This is a genomic window from Mesorhizobium sp. M1B.F.Ca.ET.045.04.1.1, from assembly GCF_003952465.1.
In the GTDB taxonomy this organism is placed as follows: Bacteria; Pseudomonadota; Alphaproteobacteria; order Rhizobiales; family Rhizobiaceae; genus Mesorhizobium; species Mesorhizobium shonense.
Genome location: NZ_CP034448.1, coordinates 5,279,860 through 5,295,184 on the forward strand (window position 1 = coordinate 5,279,860; position 15,325 = coordinate 5,295,184).

The 15,325-nt window shown below is 63.7% G+C and carries 19 protein-coding genes; 3 read left to right on the top strand and 16 right to left on the bottom strand.

Going from position 1 to position 15,325, the window contains the following annotated elements:
* Positions 1-24: 24 nt before the first annotated feature.
* The 3 genes from clpA to EJ071_RS26120 form a co-directional block, all read right to left on the bottom strand.
* Positions 25-2,490, bottom strand: coding sequence for an ATP-dependent Clp protease ATP-binding subunit ClpA (clpA, locus tag EJ071_RS26110; protein ID WP_126100428.1), 2,466 nt, complete (start codon positions 2,488-2,490; stop codon positions 25-27).
* A gap of 6 nt (positions 2,491-2,496) precedes the next feature.
* The gene (clpS, locus tag EJ071_RS26115) at positions 2,497-2,823 is read right to left on the bottom strand and encodes an ATP-dependent Clp protease adapter ClpS (protein WP_040972327.1); all 327 of its coding nucleotides are present in this window, start codon (positions 2,821-2,823) and stop codon (positions 2,497-2,499) included.
* Between the two features lie 277 nt (positions 2,824-3,100).
* Complete coding sequence (locus EJ071_RS26120) at positions 3,101-3,430, bottom strand: phasin family protein (protein ID WP_126100429.1); 330 nt, start codon at positions 3,428-3,430, stop codon at positions 3,101-3,103.
* 288 nt (positions 3,431-3,718) lie between these two features.
* On the opposite strand from EJ071_RS26120, the gene EJ071_RS26125 reads away from it, so the two are divergent.
* Positions 3,719-5,170, top strand: a complete 1,452-nt coding sequence (locus tag EJ071_RS26125; RefSeq protein ID WP_126100430.1) for a D-alanyl-D-alanine carboxypeptidase — start codon at positions 3,719-3,721, stop codon at positions 5,168-5,170.
* 42 nt (positions 5,171-5,212) lie between these two features.
* On the opposite strand, the gene EJ071_RS38705 is transcribed toward EJ071_RS26125, so the two are convergent.
* The 5 genes from EJ071_RS38705 to EJ071_RS26155 form a co-directional block, all read right to left on the bottom strand.
* A complete protein-coding gene (locus EJ071_RS38705) occupies positions 5,213-5,911 on the bottom strand; it encodes a molecular chaperone DnaJ (RefSeq protein ID WP_189521570.1) in 699 nt (232 codons plus the stop codon).
* A gap of 123 nt (positions 5,912-6,034) precedes the next feature.
* Complete coding sequence (locus tag EJ071_RS26140) at positions 6,035-6,472, bottom strand: DUF1489 family protein (RefSeq protein WP_126100433.1); 438 nt, start codon at positions 6,470-6,472, stop codon at positions 6,035-6,037.
* Positions 6,473-6,545: 73 nt separating this feature from the next.
* Entirely contained in the window at positions 6,546-6,884 is a 339-nt protein-coding gene (locus EJ071_RS39610) for a type II toxin-antitoxin system HicB family antitoxin (RefSeq protein ID WP_126100434.1), read from the bottom strand.
* Positions 6,881-7,135, bottom strand: a complete 255-nt coding sequence (locus EJ071_RS26150; RefSeq protein WP_126100435.1) for a type II toxin-antitoxin system HicA family toxin — start codon at positions 7,133-7,135, stop codon at positions 6,881-6,883. The genes EJ071_RS39610 and EJ071_RS26150 overlap by 4 nt, the downstream gene beginning before the upstream one ends.
* 66 nt (positions 7,136-7,201) lie before the next feature.
* A complete protein-coding gene (locus tag EJ071_RS26155) occupies positions 7,202-8,605 on the bottom strand; it encodes an L-serine ammonia-lyase (RefSeq protein WP_126100436.1) in 1,404 nt (467 codons plus the stop codon).
* A gap of 175 nt (positions 8,606-8,780) precedes the next feature.
* Between EJ071_RS26155 and EJ071_RS26160 the strand changes: the two genes are divergently transcribed.
* Entirely contained in the window at positions 8,781-9,524 is a 744-nt protein-coding gene (locus EJ071_RS26160; RefSeq protein ID WP_126100437.1) for a DUF599 domain-containing protein, read from the top strand.
* On the opposite strand, the gene EJ071_RS26165 is transcribed toward EJ071_RS26160, so the two are convergent.
* From EJ071_RS26165 to EJ071_RS26190, 6 genes are all read right to left on the bottom strand, one after another.
* Positions 9,473-10,270: a YdcF family protein gene (locus EJ071_RS26165; RefSeq protein ID WP_126100438.1), complete on the bottom strand. Its 798-nt coding sequence runs from the start codon at positions 10,268-10,270 to the stop codon at positions 9,473-9,475. The genes EJ071_RS26160 and EJ071_RS26165 overlap by 52 nt on opposite strands.
* A 43-nt stretch (positions 10,271-10,313) precedes the next feature.
* Positions 10,314-11,879 carry an amidase family protein gene (locus EJ071_RS26170; RefSeq protein WP_126100439.1) on the bottom strand — a complete coding sequence of 522 codons (1,566 nt, stop codon included), beginning with the start codon at positions 11,877-11,879 and terminating at the stop codon, positions 10,314-10,316.
* Positions 11,879-12,337 (bottom strand): GNAT family N-acetyltransferase, encoded by a 459-nt coding sequence (locus tag EJ071_RS26175; protein ID WP_126100440.1) that lies wholly within the window; start codon positions 12,335-12,337, stop codon positions 11,879-11,881. Before EJ071_RS26175 ends, EJ071_RS26170 begins: the two co-directional genes overlap by 1 nt.
* A gap of 3 nt (positions 12,338-12,340) precedes the next feature.
* The gene (gatC, locus tag EJ071_RS26180; RefSeq protein WP_126100441.1) at positions 12,341-12,628 is read right to left on the bottom strand and encodes an Asp-tRNA(Asn)/Glu-tRNA(Gln) amidotransferase subunit GatC; all 288 of its coding nucleotides are present in this window, start codon (positions 12,626-12,628) and stop codon (positions 12,341-12,343) included.
* Positions 12,629-12,733: 105 nt separating this feature from the next.
* Positions 12,734-13,117, bottom strand: a complete 384-nt coding sequence (locus EJ071_RS26185) for a hypothetical protein (protein WP_245459970.1) — start codon at positions 13,115-13,117, stop codon at positions 12,734-12,736.
* Positions 13,118-13,177: 60 nt separating this feature from the next.
* Positions 13,178-13,885 carry a metal-dependent hydrolase gene (locus EJ071_RS26190; RefSeq protein WP_126100443.1) on the bottom strand — a complete coding sequence of 236 codons (708 nt, stop codon included), beginning with the start codon at positions 13,883-13,885 and terminating at the stop codon, positions 13,178-13,180.
* Positions 13,886-13,992: 107 nt separating this feature from the next.
* Here EJ071_RS26190 and ruvX point away from each other — a divergent pair, with 107 nt between their 5' ends.
* Positions 13,993-14,475 (top strand): Holliday junction resolvase RuvX, encoded by a 483-nt coding sequence (gene ruvX, locus EJ071_RS26195; protein ID WP_126100444.1) that lies wholly within the window; start codon positions 13,993-13,995, stop codon positions 14,473-14,475.
* On the opposite strand, the gene EJ071_RS26200 is transcribed toward ruvX, so the two are convergent.
* Both EJ071_RS26200 and EJ071_RS26205 read right to left on the bottom strand, forming a co-directional pair.
* Positions 14,417-14,758 carry a DUF6105 family protein gene (locus tag EJ071_RS26200; RefSeq protein WP_126100445.1) on the bottom strand — a complete coding sequence of 114 codons (342 nt, stop codon included), beginning with the start codon at positions 14,756-14,758 and terminating at the stop codon, positions 14,417-14,419. The two genes, ruvX and EJ071_RS26200, sit on opposite strands and share 59 nt — an antisense overlap.
* Positions 14,758-15,318 carry a hypothetical protein gene (locus EJ071_RS26205; protein WP_126100446.1) on the bottom strand — a complete coding sequence of 187 codons (561 nt, stop codon included), beginning with the start codon at positions 15,316-15,318 and terminating at the stop codon, positions 14,758-14,760. The genes EJ071_RS26200 and EJ071_RS26205 overlap by 1 nt, the downstream gene beginning before the upstream one ends.
* Between the last annotated feature and the right edge of the window lie 7 nt (positions 15,319-15,325).

Below are 15,325 nucleotides of genomic sequence, written 5' to 3' on the forward strand. Positions count from 1 at the left end.
GGGCTTTTTTGATCTTCAGGCCGATCAGCCCTTGCGGGGCAGTTGCGGCACCAGGCTGCGCTTGCCGCCGTCCTTGCCCTTCGGCTCCGGCTTCTGCGCCACCGCCTTCTTGGCGGCAGACTTTTTCGCCGCGGCCTTTCTGGGCTTAGGCGAATCCTCCGGCTCTTCCTTCTTCGGCTTCACCGGGGCTTCGTCGGCGAGCGACTCGAGCTTCAGGCCGGTCTCGCCGGTCTCCTTCTTCTCCACGGTGACGCGCACCGTGCCGCCCTTCTTCAGCTTGCCGAACAGCACCTCGTCGGCCAGCGGCTTCTTGATGTGCTCCTGGATGACACGGCCGAGCGGACGCGCGCCCATGCGCTCGTCATAGCCCTTGTCGGCCAGCCAGGCGATCGCATCCGGCGACAGGTCGAAGGTGACGCCGCGCTCGGAGAGCTGGGCCTCCAGCTGCATGACGAACTTCTGCACCACCTGATGGATCACCGGCACCGGCAGCGAGCCGAACGGGATGATCGCGTCGAGACGGTTGCGGAACTCCGGCGTGAACAGCCGGTTGATCGCCTCGACGTCGTCGCCCTCGCGCTTGGTCGAGCCGAAGCCGATCGCCGCGCGCTGAGCGTCCGACGCGCCCGCATTGGTCGTCATGATCAGGATGACGTTGCGGAAGTCGATCTGCTTGCCGTTATGGTCGGTCAGCTTGCCGTGATCCATGACCTGCAACAGGATGTTGAACAGGTCCGGATGCGCCTTCTCGACCTCGTCGAGCAAGAGCACGCAATGCGGGTGCTGGTCGACGCCGTCGGTCAACAGGCCGCCCTGGTCGAAGCCGACATAGCCGGGAGGCGCGCCGATCAGCCGCGAGACGGTGTGGCGTTCCATGTATTCCGACATATCGAAGCGGATCAGCTCGACGCCGAGCGAGGCGGCGAGCTGCTTGGCCACTTCGGTCTTGCCGACGCCGGTTGGCCCTGAGAACAGGTAGGAGCCGATCGGCTTCTCCGGTTCGCGCAGGCCGGCGCGTGCCAGCTTGATCGCCGAGGTCAGCGCGGTGATCGCGGTGTCCTGGCCGTAGACGACGCGCTTCAACTCGACATCGAGGCCCTGCAGCACCTTCTCGTCGTCGGCCGAAACCGTCTTCGGCGGAATGCGCGCCATGGTGGCGATCGTCGCCTCGATCTCCTTGATGCCGATCGTCTTCTTGCGCTTGGCCTCCGGCACCAGCATCTGCGAGGCGCCGGTCTCGTCGATGACGTCGATCGCCTTGTCGGGCAGCTTGCGGTCATTGATGTAGCGCGCCGAAAGCTCGACCGAAGCCTTGATCGCCTCAGATGTGTAGCGGACCTTGTGGAACTCCTCGAAATAGGGCTTCAGGCCCTTCATGATCTCGATGGCGTCCTCGATGGTCGGCTCGTTGACGTCGATCTTCTGGAAGCGCCGCACCAGCGCGCGGTCCTTCTCGAAGAACTGGCGGAACTCCTTGTAGGTGGTCGAGCCGATGCAGCGGATGGCGCCCGACGACAGCGCCGGCTTCAAGAGGTTCGAGGCATCCATGGCGCCGCCTGACGTGGCCCCTGCCCCGATCACGGTGTGGATCTCGTCGATGAACAGCACCGCGCCGGGATAGTCCTCGAGCTCCTTGACGACCTGCTTCAGCCGCTCCTCGAAGTCGCCGCGATAGCGGGTGCCGGCCAGCAGCGTGCCCATGTCGAGCGCGAAGATGGTGGCGTCCTGCAGCACCTCGGGCACGTCGCCCTCGACGATGCGCTTGGCAAGGCCCTCTGCGATCGCTGTCTTGCCGACGCCGGGGTCGCCGACATAGAGCGGATTGTTCTTGGAGCGGCGGCACAGCACCTGGATGGTGCGGTTGATCTCGCTCTCGCGGCCGATCAGCGGATCGATCTTGCCGGCCCTGGCCTTGTTGTTGAGGTTGATGCAGTAGGCCGTCAGCGCGTCCTGCGGCTTCTTCTTGCCGCCGTCCTCCTGCGGCTCGGCGCCGTTCTGGCCGCCCTGCTCGTCCTCGGCGCCGCGCGGCGTGCGCGACTCCGAGGCGCCGGGGCGCTTGGCGATGCCGTGCGAGATGTAGTTGACCGCATCGTAGCGGGTCATCTGCTGTTCCTGCAGGAAATAGGCGGCGTGGCTCTCGCGCTCGGCGAAGATGGCGACGAGCACGTTGGCGCCGGACACTTCCTCGCGGCCGGACGACTGCACGTGGATGACGGCGCGCTGGATGACGCGCTGGAACCCGGCGGTCGGCTTGGAATCCTCGTCGTAACCGGTGACGAGGTTGTCGAGCTCGGTGTCGATATAGGTGAGAACGGTGTGCTTCAGCTCGTCGAGATCGACGTTGCAGGCGCGCATGACGGCGGCCGCCTCGGTGTCGTCGATGAGGGCGAGCAGCAGGTGTTCGAGCGTCGCATATTCATGATGCCGCTCGTTGGCGAATGTCAGCGCCTGATGTAGCGCCTTTTCCAGGCCTTGGGAGAAAGCCGGCATGTTACCTCACTTCTTCTCCATCACGCATTGCAGCGGATGCTGATTCTGTCGGGCGAAATCCATGACCTGAGACACTTTGGTCTCGGCCACCTCGAATGTGTAGACCCCGCACTCGCCCACTCCATGATTGTGAACATGCAGCATGATGCGTGTGGCGGCCTCGCGGTCCTTCTGGAAAAAACGCTCCAGGACGTGGACCACGAACTCCATGGGAGTGTAGTCGTCGTTGAGGATGAGGACCCTATAGAGGCTGGGCTTCTTGGTCTTGGTTTTGGTGCGCGTGATGACCGCCGTGCCGCGACCGGGATCGTTGCGGTCGCCGTCACTTTGCATTCGCACCACGCCTGCCGTGGCAGTCAAACCGATCGTCACGTAGTCCTGCCTTTTCGAATCCTCATGCGAGTTCAACATGTAGGTCTTCGATGGACGATTTTAAGCCCTTCTGTTTAGCTGACAATATGGCTAGGTGGGCAAACTTCAGCGATTTTCTTAATCGTGAATGCGGCAGGGCTCAGGCGGTTGCAGCCGCGCACGAAAAAACCCGGCCGCGCTTCCGCGACCGGGTCCTTTTGGCAGGCCGGCTGGCCGTGTCCGATATGATCGGGCGGGATTACTTCGCCTTGGCGACGACCGATTCGAACGGCTTGTAGGCTTCCTTGGCGAGCTCGGCATAGAGATTGCCGATCTTGCTGGCCTCGGCCACGAAGCTCTCGTAGCTCTGCTTGGCGTAGTCGGTCTGGATCTCGATGGCCTTCTCGATCGACTTGGCCGCGAACAGCTTCTCGACGGCGGCGCTGCCGGCCTCGAAGCTCTTCTTGGTGTATTCGCCGGCTTCGGTGGCGATCGCCTGCGCGCCCTTGGTGAGCGAGGCAAAGCTCTTCAGCCCGGTGTCGGCAAACTCCTTGCCGTATTTCGTGAAGTCCTCATAGGTCTGGGTCATTTCATTCTTCCCTTGGTTGAAACGCCCATTAGCCCCGGGCGCCCTTGTGCAATGCACTGGAACATATTGTGCACCGCACAAAAAGTCAAGATTCCCTTGGACGGCAAGGGGCCCGAGCGGCAGCAACGGCTAAAATTCGAATAAATAGAGGCTCAAATCGCCAGAAAATGGTGAACGCCGCGGTTACCATAAACGGATTGGTAACGCTGGCCGCGATAGCTTGGCCGAAAGCGAGGCAGGCACTCCCTCTGCCGCCTCCGGGGCAACAAAAATTCAGGGTAAATAACGGTGCGTCAGGCGTTGTCGGGCTTCGTCTCCAAATCTCCATTCTCCATCAAGGCAATCATGGTCGCCGCTCTCGCGGTGACGATTGTCGCCGCCGATGTCGCCTCGGCCCTTGCCGCGAAGTCCGCGGCCATCGTCGTCGACGCCAAGACCGGCAAGGTGCTCTATTCGGCCGACGCCAACGGCCGGCGCTATCCGGCTTCGCTCACCAAGATGATGACGCTCTACCTCACCTTCGAGGCGCTGGCGAAGGGCAGGATCAGCAAGAACACGCCGGTGCCGTATTCGGCCCATGCCGCGTCCGAGCCGCCGACCAAGCTCGGCGTGCGCGCCGGCGGCTCGGTGCCGGTCGAGACGGCAATCCTGTCGATGGTGACCAAGTCGGCCAACGATTCGGCGACCGCGCTGGGCGAGCTCTTGGGTGGCAGCGAAGACAATTTCGCCCGCATGATGACGGCCAAGGCGCGCCAGCTCGGCATGAACGGCACCGTCTTCCGCAACGCCAACGGCCTGCCCGATCCCGGCCAGTTCACCACGGCGCATGACATGGCGATGCTCGGCATCGCGCTCCGTGAGCACTACCCGCAATATTACGGCTATTTCTCGCAGCGCTCGTTCCTCTACGGCCGCCAGCGTATCAACGGCCACAACCGACTGCTCGGCCGCATCAAGGGCGTCGACGGGATCAAGACCGGCTATACGCGCGCTTCCGGCTACAACCTGGTTTCCTCCGTCGCCGATGGCGACCGACGCCTTGTCGCCGTGGTGATGGGCGGCGCTTCCGGCCGCAGCCGCGACAACCAGATGGCCTCGCTGATCAACACCTATCTGCCGCGCGCCTCGACCCGCGGCGGCGGCAATCTGATCGCCAAGGCGGGCGGCGACAACCCGATCAAGACACTGGCAAAGGTCTTCCTGCCGAAGCATGACGCGCCGACACCGGACGAAAAGCCGGCTGTCGACGACACCGAAGTCGCGTCGGCCGACGACAATGCGGCTGACGACAGTACCTCGGTCGCCGAGGAGACCAAGCCGGTGATCCAGGTCAGGAAGGTGAAGACGGTTGCCGTGGCAGCCATGGCTCCGGCGCCTGCGCCCCAGGAAACCGCGTCTCAGATCGAAGCCACGTCCCAGACAGTCGCCGCTTACGCCGAGCCGGCTCCAGCGGCCGCGCCGGCCGTCGATCCGGTCAGGACGTCTTCGGTGCCGTCGGGATGGGTGGTGCAGGTCGCGTCCTCGCCCACACAGTCTGGAGCTCAGGCCCTCCTCGACAAGACAACCAAGCAGGCGCCGAAAGCGCTGGCCGACGCTTCGGGCTTCACGGTCGCGTTCGACAAGGACGGCGTCACCTACTACCGCGCCCGCTTCGGCGGCTTCGGTTCGAAAGACGCCGCCTGGAAGGCCTGCGATGCCCTGAAGCGAAAGAAAATCTCGTGCTACGCCGTCCAGCAGTAAGCGGCGTTTGAAGCTCCCCGGTAAGTTCTGCGTCGAAGGAGACTAATCGTGATTGGAGAGCAAGACGTCCTTGGCTTCATTGATTCGCGCCGCCAGGACAGACGTGCCGCCGACATCGGCGTTCAGGCGCTGCATCAGGCGGCGGTGCGCCTTGCGGATATCCGCCGCGGCAGCCCCCGCTTCAAGACCAAGGATCTTGTAGGCCTCCTCCTTAGTCATGGCGCCCGCACCTGGCGCAACACCCAGCCCTTCGCCACTGTCCGGCTGCGCGTCCTTGCGCCAGACGGGAAAACGGCCGTCAAGATACGTCTCTAGAAGCTGGCGGCTCTCCGGATCCGGCCGCAACTCGACATAAAGTTGCTGCAGGTCCGCGATCCCCATGGCGCCCAACATTTTACCTTCATAGTGGCCGGCCAGGACGAGGCCTTCGAGCTTGCCGCTGTCGTGGTCGAGGTCCATTTCGAGGGCCGCGGTGCGCACCGTCGAACGCTTGGCCGCGACAGCTTTTGCCGGCGGTCGTCTCGCCCGCATCCAGGCATACCAGCCTGCCGCCGCGACCATCAGCAGGCCGCCGATGCCGCTGCGACCGACCACGAGCATCGTCGCGCCGGTCAGGCCCAGCAGCGCGGGCCCAAGCGTTCTGAGATTGTCCGCCATCCTGGCTGGGTCGGCGCGCACGAAAACTGTCGCCACGCCAAAAAGCACCAGAAGCAAAGCCGCCAATGCGATGATCACGCCCATCGGTTCGCACCGCCACGCAAATGATTGTGCATGGAAATCAAGATGTGGCGCAGGTGCAGCTCTTGCAAGCCCCACACCGAACCAGCCGAAGGGCCAGCGACGCAACGATTGGTTTGACCTGGATTAAAGCAGCCCCAGTTCGGCGAGTTCCAGCCGCAGTTTCGGCGGCATTTCGGCGAGTGCCGCCTTGCCCTTGCCGAGATCGGCCGGGGCGTCGGAAGGCTTGAGATAGCGCCAGCCCTGGAAGGCGCGGCGCGGCTGCCAGTCGGTGCGCACCACTTCGGGATCAAGCACCAGATGGCAGCGGCCTATGCCTTCGCCGTCGGTGAAAGGCCGGATCTCGGTGATCAATTGCCGGCACTGGACGTTGCCCTTGATCACCCAATAGAGCGAGCCGCCATCGATGATCTCCCCGCCGCGCGTCGGCACCATGCGCGTGGTGTGCCAATGCTCGGCCGGCTCCCCGGCGCGCCGCCGCTCATCGAGACGGAAGGCAATCCACTCTTCCAGGTCCTCGACGCTGTCGCAGCCGACACAGAGCTTGATGAGATTGAGAGACATGCCCGCAATCTAGCGACTGCCCCGGAGCCGTTCAACGCCGAGCGACGTTATGCACAGGCCGATACCCGCTCGGTTATGATGCCAGAGCGGCCGTTTCGATTGCTTCGGCAACCCACTCGTTGAGGCTCTTGTTCTCGGCGGCCGCAGCGATAACGGCGGCTTCGTGAGTAGCCGGATCAAGTCGAACGTTGAAGCGGCCCGAAAATTCTCGAAAAGGTTTGATGCCCCTCTCTCGGCACATGTCGAGGAAAACTTTCAACGATGTTGTGCCCTCGGCGTAGAGTTGTTCGACATTCGCGGCGTAAAAATCCGCGCCCCCGGTCAGTCCCAGGAATTCGCCCCTCAGCATTCCGAGTTCAGGGTCGAACGACACCGACGCCTTGTGGCCGTCGATCTCAATGATGTTCTTCATGGTCTCACTCCATGGCTTTCTAGCCACTTCCTAATGCTGGCAACCGCGCCTTTGTCGGTGTCCGGTGTCGGATGAGGCCGATGGAAAACCCGGACCTCACCGAACAGAAACACGCCGACGCGCGATCCTTCGCGTTCGCTGACTTCGGCACCCAAGGCCATGAATAATGCCTCGATATCCGACCATCGAATTGTGCCGCTTACCGGCCGCGAGAAAATCTGCGCGAGCGTTGCCTGATGCTTTCGCTTCATCACATCTTAGTACTACAAATTGGTATCATTAGGCAAGAAATGAAAGAGCTGGAAAGCGTAACGTCTTCAGCACTCGACCACATTGACCGCCAGCCCACCGAGGCTGGTTTCCTTGTATTTCTCGTTCATATCGAGACCGGTCTGGCGCATGGTCTCGATCGCGGCATCCAGTGGCACGAAATGCGTGCCGTCGCCCTTGATGGCGAGCGAAGCAGCGGTCACCGCTTTGACCGCACCGAGCGCATTGCGCTCAATGCAGGGTACTTGCACCAGCCCGCCCACGGGATCGCAGGTCATGCCGAGATGATGCTCGAGCGCGATCTCGGCGGCGTTCTCGACCTGCTCCGGCGTGCCGCCCATGACGGCACAGAGGCCGGCCGCCGCCATCGCCGAGGCCGAGCCCACCTCGCCCTGGCAGCCGACCTCGGCGCCCGAGATCGAGGCGTTGGACTTGATGATGCCGCCGACAGCGGCTGCCGTCAGCAGGAAGTCGCGGATGCTCGGTTGGTCGGCTTCGGGATGGAAATGCAACCAATAGCGCAGCACCGCCGGCAGCGTTCCTGCAGCACCATTGGTCGGGGCAGTCACCACGCGCCCGCCGGCCGCATTCTCCTCATTGACCGCCATGGCATAGATCGACAGCCAGTCATTGGCGAGCAAGGGATTGGGCCGGTTCTGCTGCCACTGTTCCTGCAGCTTGTCGTGCAGCTGGCGCGCACGGCGGCGTACCTTCAGCCCGCCGGGCATGATGCCGTCCTGCGACAGGCCGCGGTCGATGCAACCCTTCATGGCGCTCCAGATCGCGTCGAGGCCGGCGTCGAGCTCCTCGCGCGACATGTGCTTCTCCTCGTTGGCCCGCTTCATCTCGGCGATGGAAAGCCCGCTCTTGGCCGCCATCGCCAGCATCTCGACGGCGTTCTTGAACGGGTACGGCACCTTCTTGCCTTCGGTCGTCACCGAGCCCTTGGCCTTCATGCGCTGCAATTCTTCCTCGGAGACGACGAAGCCGCCGCCGATCGAATAATAGATGCGCTTGAGCAGCAGCCGGTCGGATGCGTCATAGGCATAGAAGGCCATGCCGTTGGCGTGGCCGGTCAGCGGCGTCTTGCGGTCGAGCACCAGGTCCTTGGCGGGGTCGAAGCGATAGGTCGGATGCCCAGGCGGCGAAATCCGCTTGTCGGCTCCGATGCGGGCAACGATGCCGTCCGCCTCGTCCGGATCGACCGTCTGGGGTGTCTCGCCGGCAAGGCCGAGGATGACGGCGCGGTCCGAGCCATGGCCGATGCCGGTATAGGCGAGCGATCCGTGCAGGCTGGCGCCGATGCGATCGACCTTGACTCCGGCCGGACGCGGCCAGTCGCCGGCCAGGATTTCGTCGAGGAAGCGGCGCGCGGCCGTCATCGGCCCCATCGTATGCGAGCTCGATGGGCCGATGCCGATCTTGAACAGGTCGAAAACCGAAAGGAACACGCGCCGTTGTCTCCTGGGGGCCGCTCAAAAATTACATATAGGAATTCCCGTGATGTTTCCGCTGTTTTGCGTGTCACGGCGCGGCGTCTGCCGACCTTGTTTGCTCCGGCAGCGACATCGCCAGGTGCTTGTATGCGCCATCGAAGGGTCGGCTCGGCCTGTGGTAGAAGAATGCATGGGCGATTCCATCCATCTTTCGGCCGCCGATCTGGCGACGCTGGCCTTCTTCCTGGCTGTCTGGGTGCTGCACACTCTGGCCTCGGACGGCAGGCTCGTCAGCCGCGTGTCGTTGACGACGGCGATGAACGCCCAGCGCGAGGCCTGGATGCGCAACATGGCGGAGCGCGAAGTGCGCATCGTCGACACCGCCATCATGACCGGCCTGCAGCAAGGCACCGCCTTCTTTGCCTCGAGCTCGCTGATCGCGCTCGGCGGCTGCTTTGCCTTGCTTGGCGCATCCGACCGCGTGCTCCAGGTGCTGGCCGACCTGCCGTTCGGCGCGGCTTCGTCGCGCGAAGCCTTCCAGACCAAGGTGTTCGGCCTGGTGCTGATCCTCGCCTTCGCCTTCTTCAAGTTCGGCTGGGCCTACCGGCTGTTCAACTACTGCTCGATCCTGATCGGGGCCGTGCCGATCCCGCATGGAGCGGCCTCGCGTAACCCGATCAGCGAAACCGCAGTCTGGCGCGCGACGCGCATGAACGTGCTTGCCGGAAAGCACTTCAACTCCGGCCTGCGAGCCGTCTTTTTCTCGATCGGCTATCTCGGCTGGTTCGTCGACCCGGTCGTCTTCGTGATCTCGACGCTCGTGCTGCTGGCTGTGCTGGTGCGCCGCCAATTCTTCTCGGCCGCGCGCCAGGCGGTGCTCGGTCAGCCGCCCGGCGCCGGGAAAGGCTCATCGATCCGGCCAGACAGCCAGTAGGCGAAAAGCCCGATCCATTCGCGGATTGCCGTCGTAGTCGCCTGCAACGAATCGGCCGGGTTATCGCGGAACAGACCGATCCCCTCCTTGCCCGAGGTGCGGTAGTCGACCGGCCAGGGAAGCGTCGGAAAACCTGCCTTGTCGAACAGCGCCTTGGCGCGCGGCATATGGAAGGCCGAGGTCACCAGCAGCCAGATCTCGCCCGGCTTCGGTTCGACCAACCGGCGGGAGAAGACGGCATTCTCATAGGTGTTGCGCGACTTGTTCTCGAGGAGCAGGCGCTCAGGCGCAACACCGAGCGCGCCGAGCAGGCGCGGCGCGGTGTCGGCATCGCCCTCGCCGTCAAGGAAAAGCTCGCCATTGCCGCCGGAGACGACCACTTTCGCCTGCGGGAAGCGCCTGGCGAGGATCGCCGTCTCCACCATGCGGTCGCCGCCGCTGTTCAGCTCATAGCCGCCGCGCGCAAGGTTGATGGCGCCCTCGAAGCCGCCGCCAAGGACAACGATGCCGTCGACCCTCTCCGGCAGCGGCGGCTTGGGGAAGCGCTCTTCCAGCGGATTGAGCATCATCGCGCCCAGCGAGGTCCAAGCAGATAGCGCAAGGATCAGAAAGGCCAGCACGCTGCCGGTGGCAGCGAGCCGCCGACGACCGAAAAGCGCCGCCACCAGTCCGGCCAGCAGCAGGAAAATCGCCAGGTTGAGCGGCTGGATGAAGAACCAGAGGATCTTGGAAAGATAGTAGAACATCCCTCACCCGTTCCAAGATCCTCTGGTCAGATGAGGGACGACGCTACCACCACTTTTCCGGCTGAAATTTGCCCGCCGCCTGTTCGATGACATGGGCAGTCTGGAACAGCGTCTCCTCGTCGAACGGCCGGCCGATGAGCTGCAGGCCGAGCGGCAACCCCTTGCCGTCGAGGCCGGCGGGCACCGAGATGCCTGGCAGCCCGGCCATGTTCACTGTCACGGTGAAGATGTCGTTGAGGTACATTTTCACGGGATCGGCGTTCATGTCCTCGTCCGCAACGCCAAAGGCGGCCGAAGGCGTTGCCGGAGTCAGGATGACGTCGACACCGGCGGCAAAGACGTTCTCGAAATCGCGCTTGATCAGCGTACGCACCTTCTGCGCCTGCAGGTAATAGGCGTCGTAATAGCCTGCCGACAGCACATAGGTGCCGATCATGATGCGGCGCTTGACCTCGCGGCCGAAGCCGGCGGCGCGCGTCTTCTCATACATGTCGACGATGTCCTTGCCGGGCACGCGCAACCCGTAGCGCACGCCGTCATAGCGCGCCAGGTTGGACGAGGCTTCGGCTGGCGCCACGATATAGTAGGCCGGCAGCGCGTATTTGGTGTGCGGCAGCGAGATGTCGACGATCTCGGCGCCGGCTTCCTTCAGCCAGGCAATGCCCTTTTGCCACAGTGCCTCGATGTCCTCAGGCATGCCCTCGACACGGTATTCCTTCGGAATGCCGACCTTCATGCCCTTGATCGGCTTGCCGATCACCGCTTCGTAATCCGGCACCGGCCGGTCGACCGAAGTCGTGTCCTTCGGGTCGGAGGAGGCCATCGACTTCAACAGGATGGCGGCGTCGCGCACGTCGCGCGCGATCGGACCGGCCTGGTCGAGCGAGGAAGCGAAGGCGACCACGCCCCAGCGCGAGCAGCGGCCATAGGTCGGCTTGATGCCGACCGTACCGGTGAAGGCGGCGGGCTGGCGGATCGAGCCGCCGGTGTCCGTCGCGGTGGCGCCGGCGCAGAGGAAGGCGGCAACGGCCGAAGCCGATCCGCCGGAGGAGCCGCCCGGCACCAACTGCGCATTGTCCAGCGTGCGCGCCGTCTTCGCGCCACCGGACGAGACGAAGCCGCCGTCGCCCTGATGCGTCGTCGGCATCACCACCGTGTCGAGGCGCGAGCGCCGCCACGGGTTGATGACCGGGCCGTAATAGGAGGTCTCGTTGGAGGAGCCCATGGCGAACTCGTCCATGTTGAGCTTGCCGAGCATGACGGCGCCGTCGGCCCAGAGATTGCCGGTGACGGTCGATTCGTAGCGCGGCTGGAAACCGTCCAGCACATGGCTGCAGGCTTGGGTATGGATGCCTTCGGTTGCGAACAGGTCCTTGATGCCGAGCGGAATGCCTTCCAGAGCGCCGCCCTCGCCTTTGGCAAGCTTGGCGTCGGAGGCCTTGGCCATGTCGCGCGCCTTGTCGCCGGTCACCGCGACATAGGCATTGAGCACCGAGTTGGCGCGCTCGATCGCTGAGAGATAGGCTTCCGTGATCTCGGCCGCGCTAATTTCCTTGCCACGCAGCTTGGCGCGGGCCTCGGAAATGGTGAGATGTGTGAGGTCGCTCATCAGGCAAGACTCTTTTCGTAAAACACCGACCATTCGGAGTCGGGATAATCCAGCACCGGGCCGCAACGCGAGAAACCGGCGCGCTCATAGACGGTCCAGGCGGCGGGGTGGCGGTCGCCGGTTTCGAGAACCAGTCGTTTCAGCCCTTCCTGCCGCGCCAGCGACTCGACCCGCGCGACGATTTGCGCGCCGATCTTCTGGCCGCGATGCGAGGGCCGCGTGTACATGCGCTTGACCTCGCCGGTCGCGTTGTCATGGCGCTTCAGCGCGCCGCAGCCGACGGCAAGGCCGCCGTCGCGGGCGATGAACACGGTCGTGTCCTTGCCGGCCATCTGCTCGACGGTCAGGTGGTAGCAATGCTCCGGCGGCGTCAGTTCAAGCAGCGTGGCATTGAGCTCCGCGACCAGCGCGCGCACGTCGTCCTGCAAGGGTGTCTCGACGGCGATCTCGACAGCCACGCCTTACTCCACGACCTTGGGGACGAGGAAGAAGTTTTCTTCGGTCGCCGGCGCGTTGGCGACGATGTCGGCTGCCTTGCTGCCGTCGGTGACGACGTCCTCCCGCTTCTTCATCTCCATCGGCGTCACCGAGGTCATCGGCTCGACGCCCGAGACGTCGACCTCGTTCAGTTGCTCGACGAAGCCTAGAATGGCGTTCAGTTCGCCGGTCATGCGTTCGGCATCCTCCTCGCTCACCGCAATACGGGCAAGGTGCGCGACGCGCTTCACGGTCAGAAGATCAACGGACATGTCTATCGCCTCGGGAAAACCAGTGCGGGCTATAGCGGCGCGACGCTTGCGGCGCAACATCGATCATGTGCCGGACCGATCAGCACGCGGTCGCCCGCTCGGCGCTTACTGAGGCAGTGCCACGCCTTCGCAGTGATAGTAGCTGCCGCTGTTGCCGGCTTGCTCGCTATCCGCCGGCCGGACCGAGACGAGATCGATCTGCTTTGGACTCAACTGGGTGACCGAAAGCACATCCGGGAAGACATAGCCCGGTTCCTGGCAGATCGCTGTTACCGCCCAGCTTGTCGCGCCGTGTGCCTTGCTGATCTGAAGGAACTCGCAATTGTATTCGACCCCTTGCAAACCATCGGCCGACAATACGATGTTGCCGGTGTCGATCACGGTCTGCAGCGTGTCCTTCTTGGCCTGCGCGCAGAGCTCCTCCGATTGCAGGTAGACGCCCTCGATAAAATCGTCCGCCGCCGGCGCGGGCGTCGCCGCGACCAGCATCGAAACACAAAGAGTCCGCCTCAAGGCCATGATTTTATTCCAGTATCCTGATGCAACGACCTAGATCGTAATTGCTCTGCCGATCTCGGGCAGCGCCACCTTGACCCCTGATCCTTCCATCCCGGCCACGAATTTGTCGGCGGTCTGGTCGATGATCGGGAACGTGCCGAAATGGCAGGGAACGACCGTATCGAAGCTGAAAAAGCGACGGCAGGCAAGGGCTGCCACCGCGCCGCCCATGGTGAAGCGGTCGCCGATGGGCACGATGCCGATCTTCGGCTCATGCAATTCGTTGATCAGCCCCATATCGGAGAAGATGTCGGTGTCGCCCATGTGGTAGAGCGTGTTGTCCTGAGGGAAATGCAGCACGAGCCCGCCCGGGTTGCCGAGATAGGTGTTGGTGCCGTCCTGGCCGCCGAACGAGGAAGAATGCAGCGCCTGGACGAAGGTGACGGTGAAGGGGCCGCAATCGACGGTGCCGCCGATATTGCCGGGATTGATCTTCTTGTCGCTGACGCCCTGGCCGACCAGATACATGCAGATCTCGAAATTGGCGGCCAGCATGGCGCCGCTTTTCTTCAGCACTTCGATCGCGCCGTTGACATGGTCGTTGTGGCCATGGGTCAAGAGAACATGCGTCACCCCTTCCGCGGGCCCTTCCCAGCCGCCCGTCCAGGACGGATTGCCGACCAGATAGGGGTCGATGAGGATGTTGGCGTCCTTTGTCTCGATGCGGAATGCCGAATGGCCGTACCAGGTCAGTTTCATGAATGCGTTCCTCGATTTTCCCGTTATCAAAGGATAGAACGCCGACGGCAAATTGAAAGTCCAGCGGCCCGTCAAAAAGCCGCGCAGGGAAAGACCGGGGTGGGCTGTTGAGCATCATCAGCATTGAGGAATTGCCGGCACGGCTCGCCGGCGGCCGCACGCTCGCCGGCCTCGATCTCGGCGACAAGACGATCGGGGTCGCGGTGTCGGACCGTGGCCTGTCCTTTGCTCATCCGCGCCCGGTCATCCTGCGCAAGAAGTTTTCAGCTGATGCCGCCCAGTTGCTGGCTCAGCTCGAGAAGGACAATGTCGGCGCGATCGTGCTCGGCCTTCCCGTCAACATGGACGGGTCAGAGGGCCCGCGCGCGCAAAAGTCCCGCGCCTTTGCGCGCAACATGGCTGTTTTGTCCGACCTGCCCTTCGTGCTGTGGGACGAGCGGCTGTCGACGGTCGCAGCCGAACGGACGCTGATCGAGATGGATTTCTCGCGCAAGAAGCGCGCCGGCAAGATCGATTCGGCGGCGGCGGCCTTTATTCTGCAGGGAGCCCTGGACCGACTTCAGTCGCTCGGCCGAGCCGGTCTGGATTGACCGGACCTTCCCGGCGCCGCCTGACCCATTCGGCGATCTGGCGCCGGCGGCGAAACGCCACCAGTCCGGCAAGCAGAAAACTGTCGAAAACGCAGGCCCGCGCCACCATGCCCGGGATGATCGCCGGATCGATACCGAGCATCTGGCCGTAGAGCTGGAAGACCAGGTCGTGCAGCTGGCGGCTGAGCATCACATAGCCGAAATTCATGTCGTTGAGCGACAGGAAGAACCAGCCCCAGAACAGGACCAGCGGCGCCGCCCAGAATACGAACAAGGCGCGCATCAGCGGCGACCTCCGGGTCTGGTTTCCGGCCGGCTGGAGATGCGGGAAAGCAGCGAGCTGTGCGCCGCGCCCGTCGCCATGCGATGGGCGGTCAGGCGGGCGTCGGCCTCATGCAAGGTCATCGAGGCAAGCGTCGAACGCCGCTCGGCGAGCACCGCTACATAGGAGGCGAGCAGCGCCGTCATCTGGATGGCGACCACCATGAACAGCCCGTTGATGCCTTGCGCGGCGCCGCCGATCAGGATGACCGAAAGCAGGAACGAGGCTGAAATGAAGGCGATCCGCACCACTGCGTCGCCGGCATCCGGCCTTGTCGCGATGTTGAGCACCGTTTCGACGAAAGCCCAGCAGAACAGCAGCGCCACAGTCAGCAGCGCGACCGAAAGCGGCGCCACGACGACGGGGTGTTCGAGCCCCGGGAAGCGGCTGCTTTGCACGGATACGCCAAGCACGCCGAGCGCCGACGCGATGCCGCGATTCCCATCCATGCAGATATAGGCCAGCAGGGCGAACACGACCGCCCAGTGCAAGGCCAGAAATGATGTCAACACGTGCCGCATGCGCTTC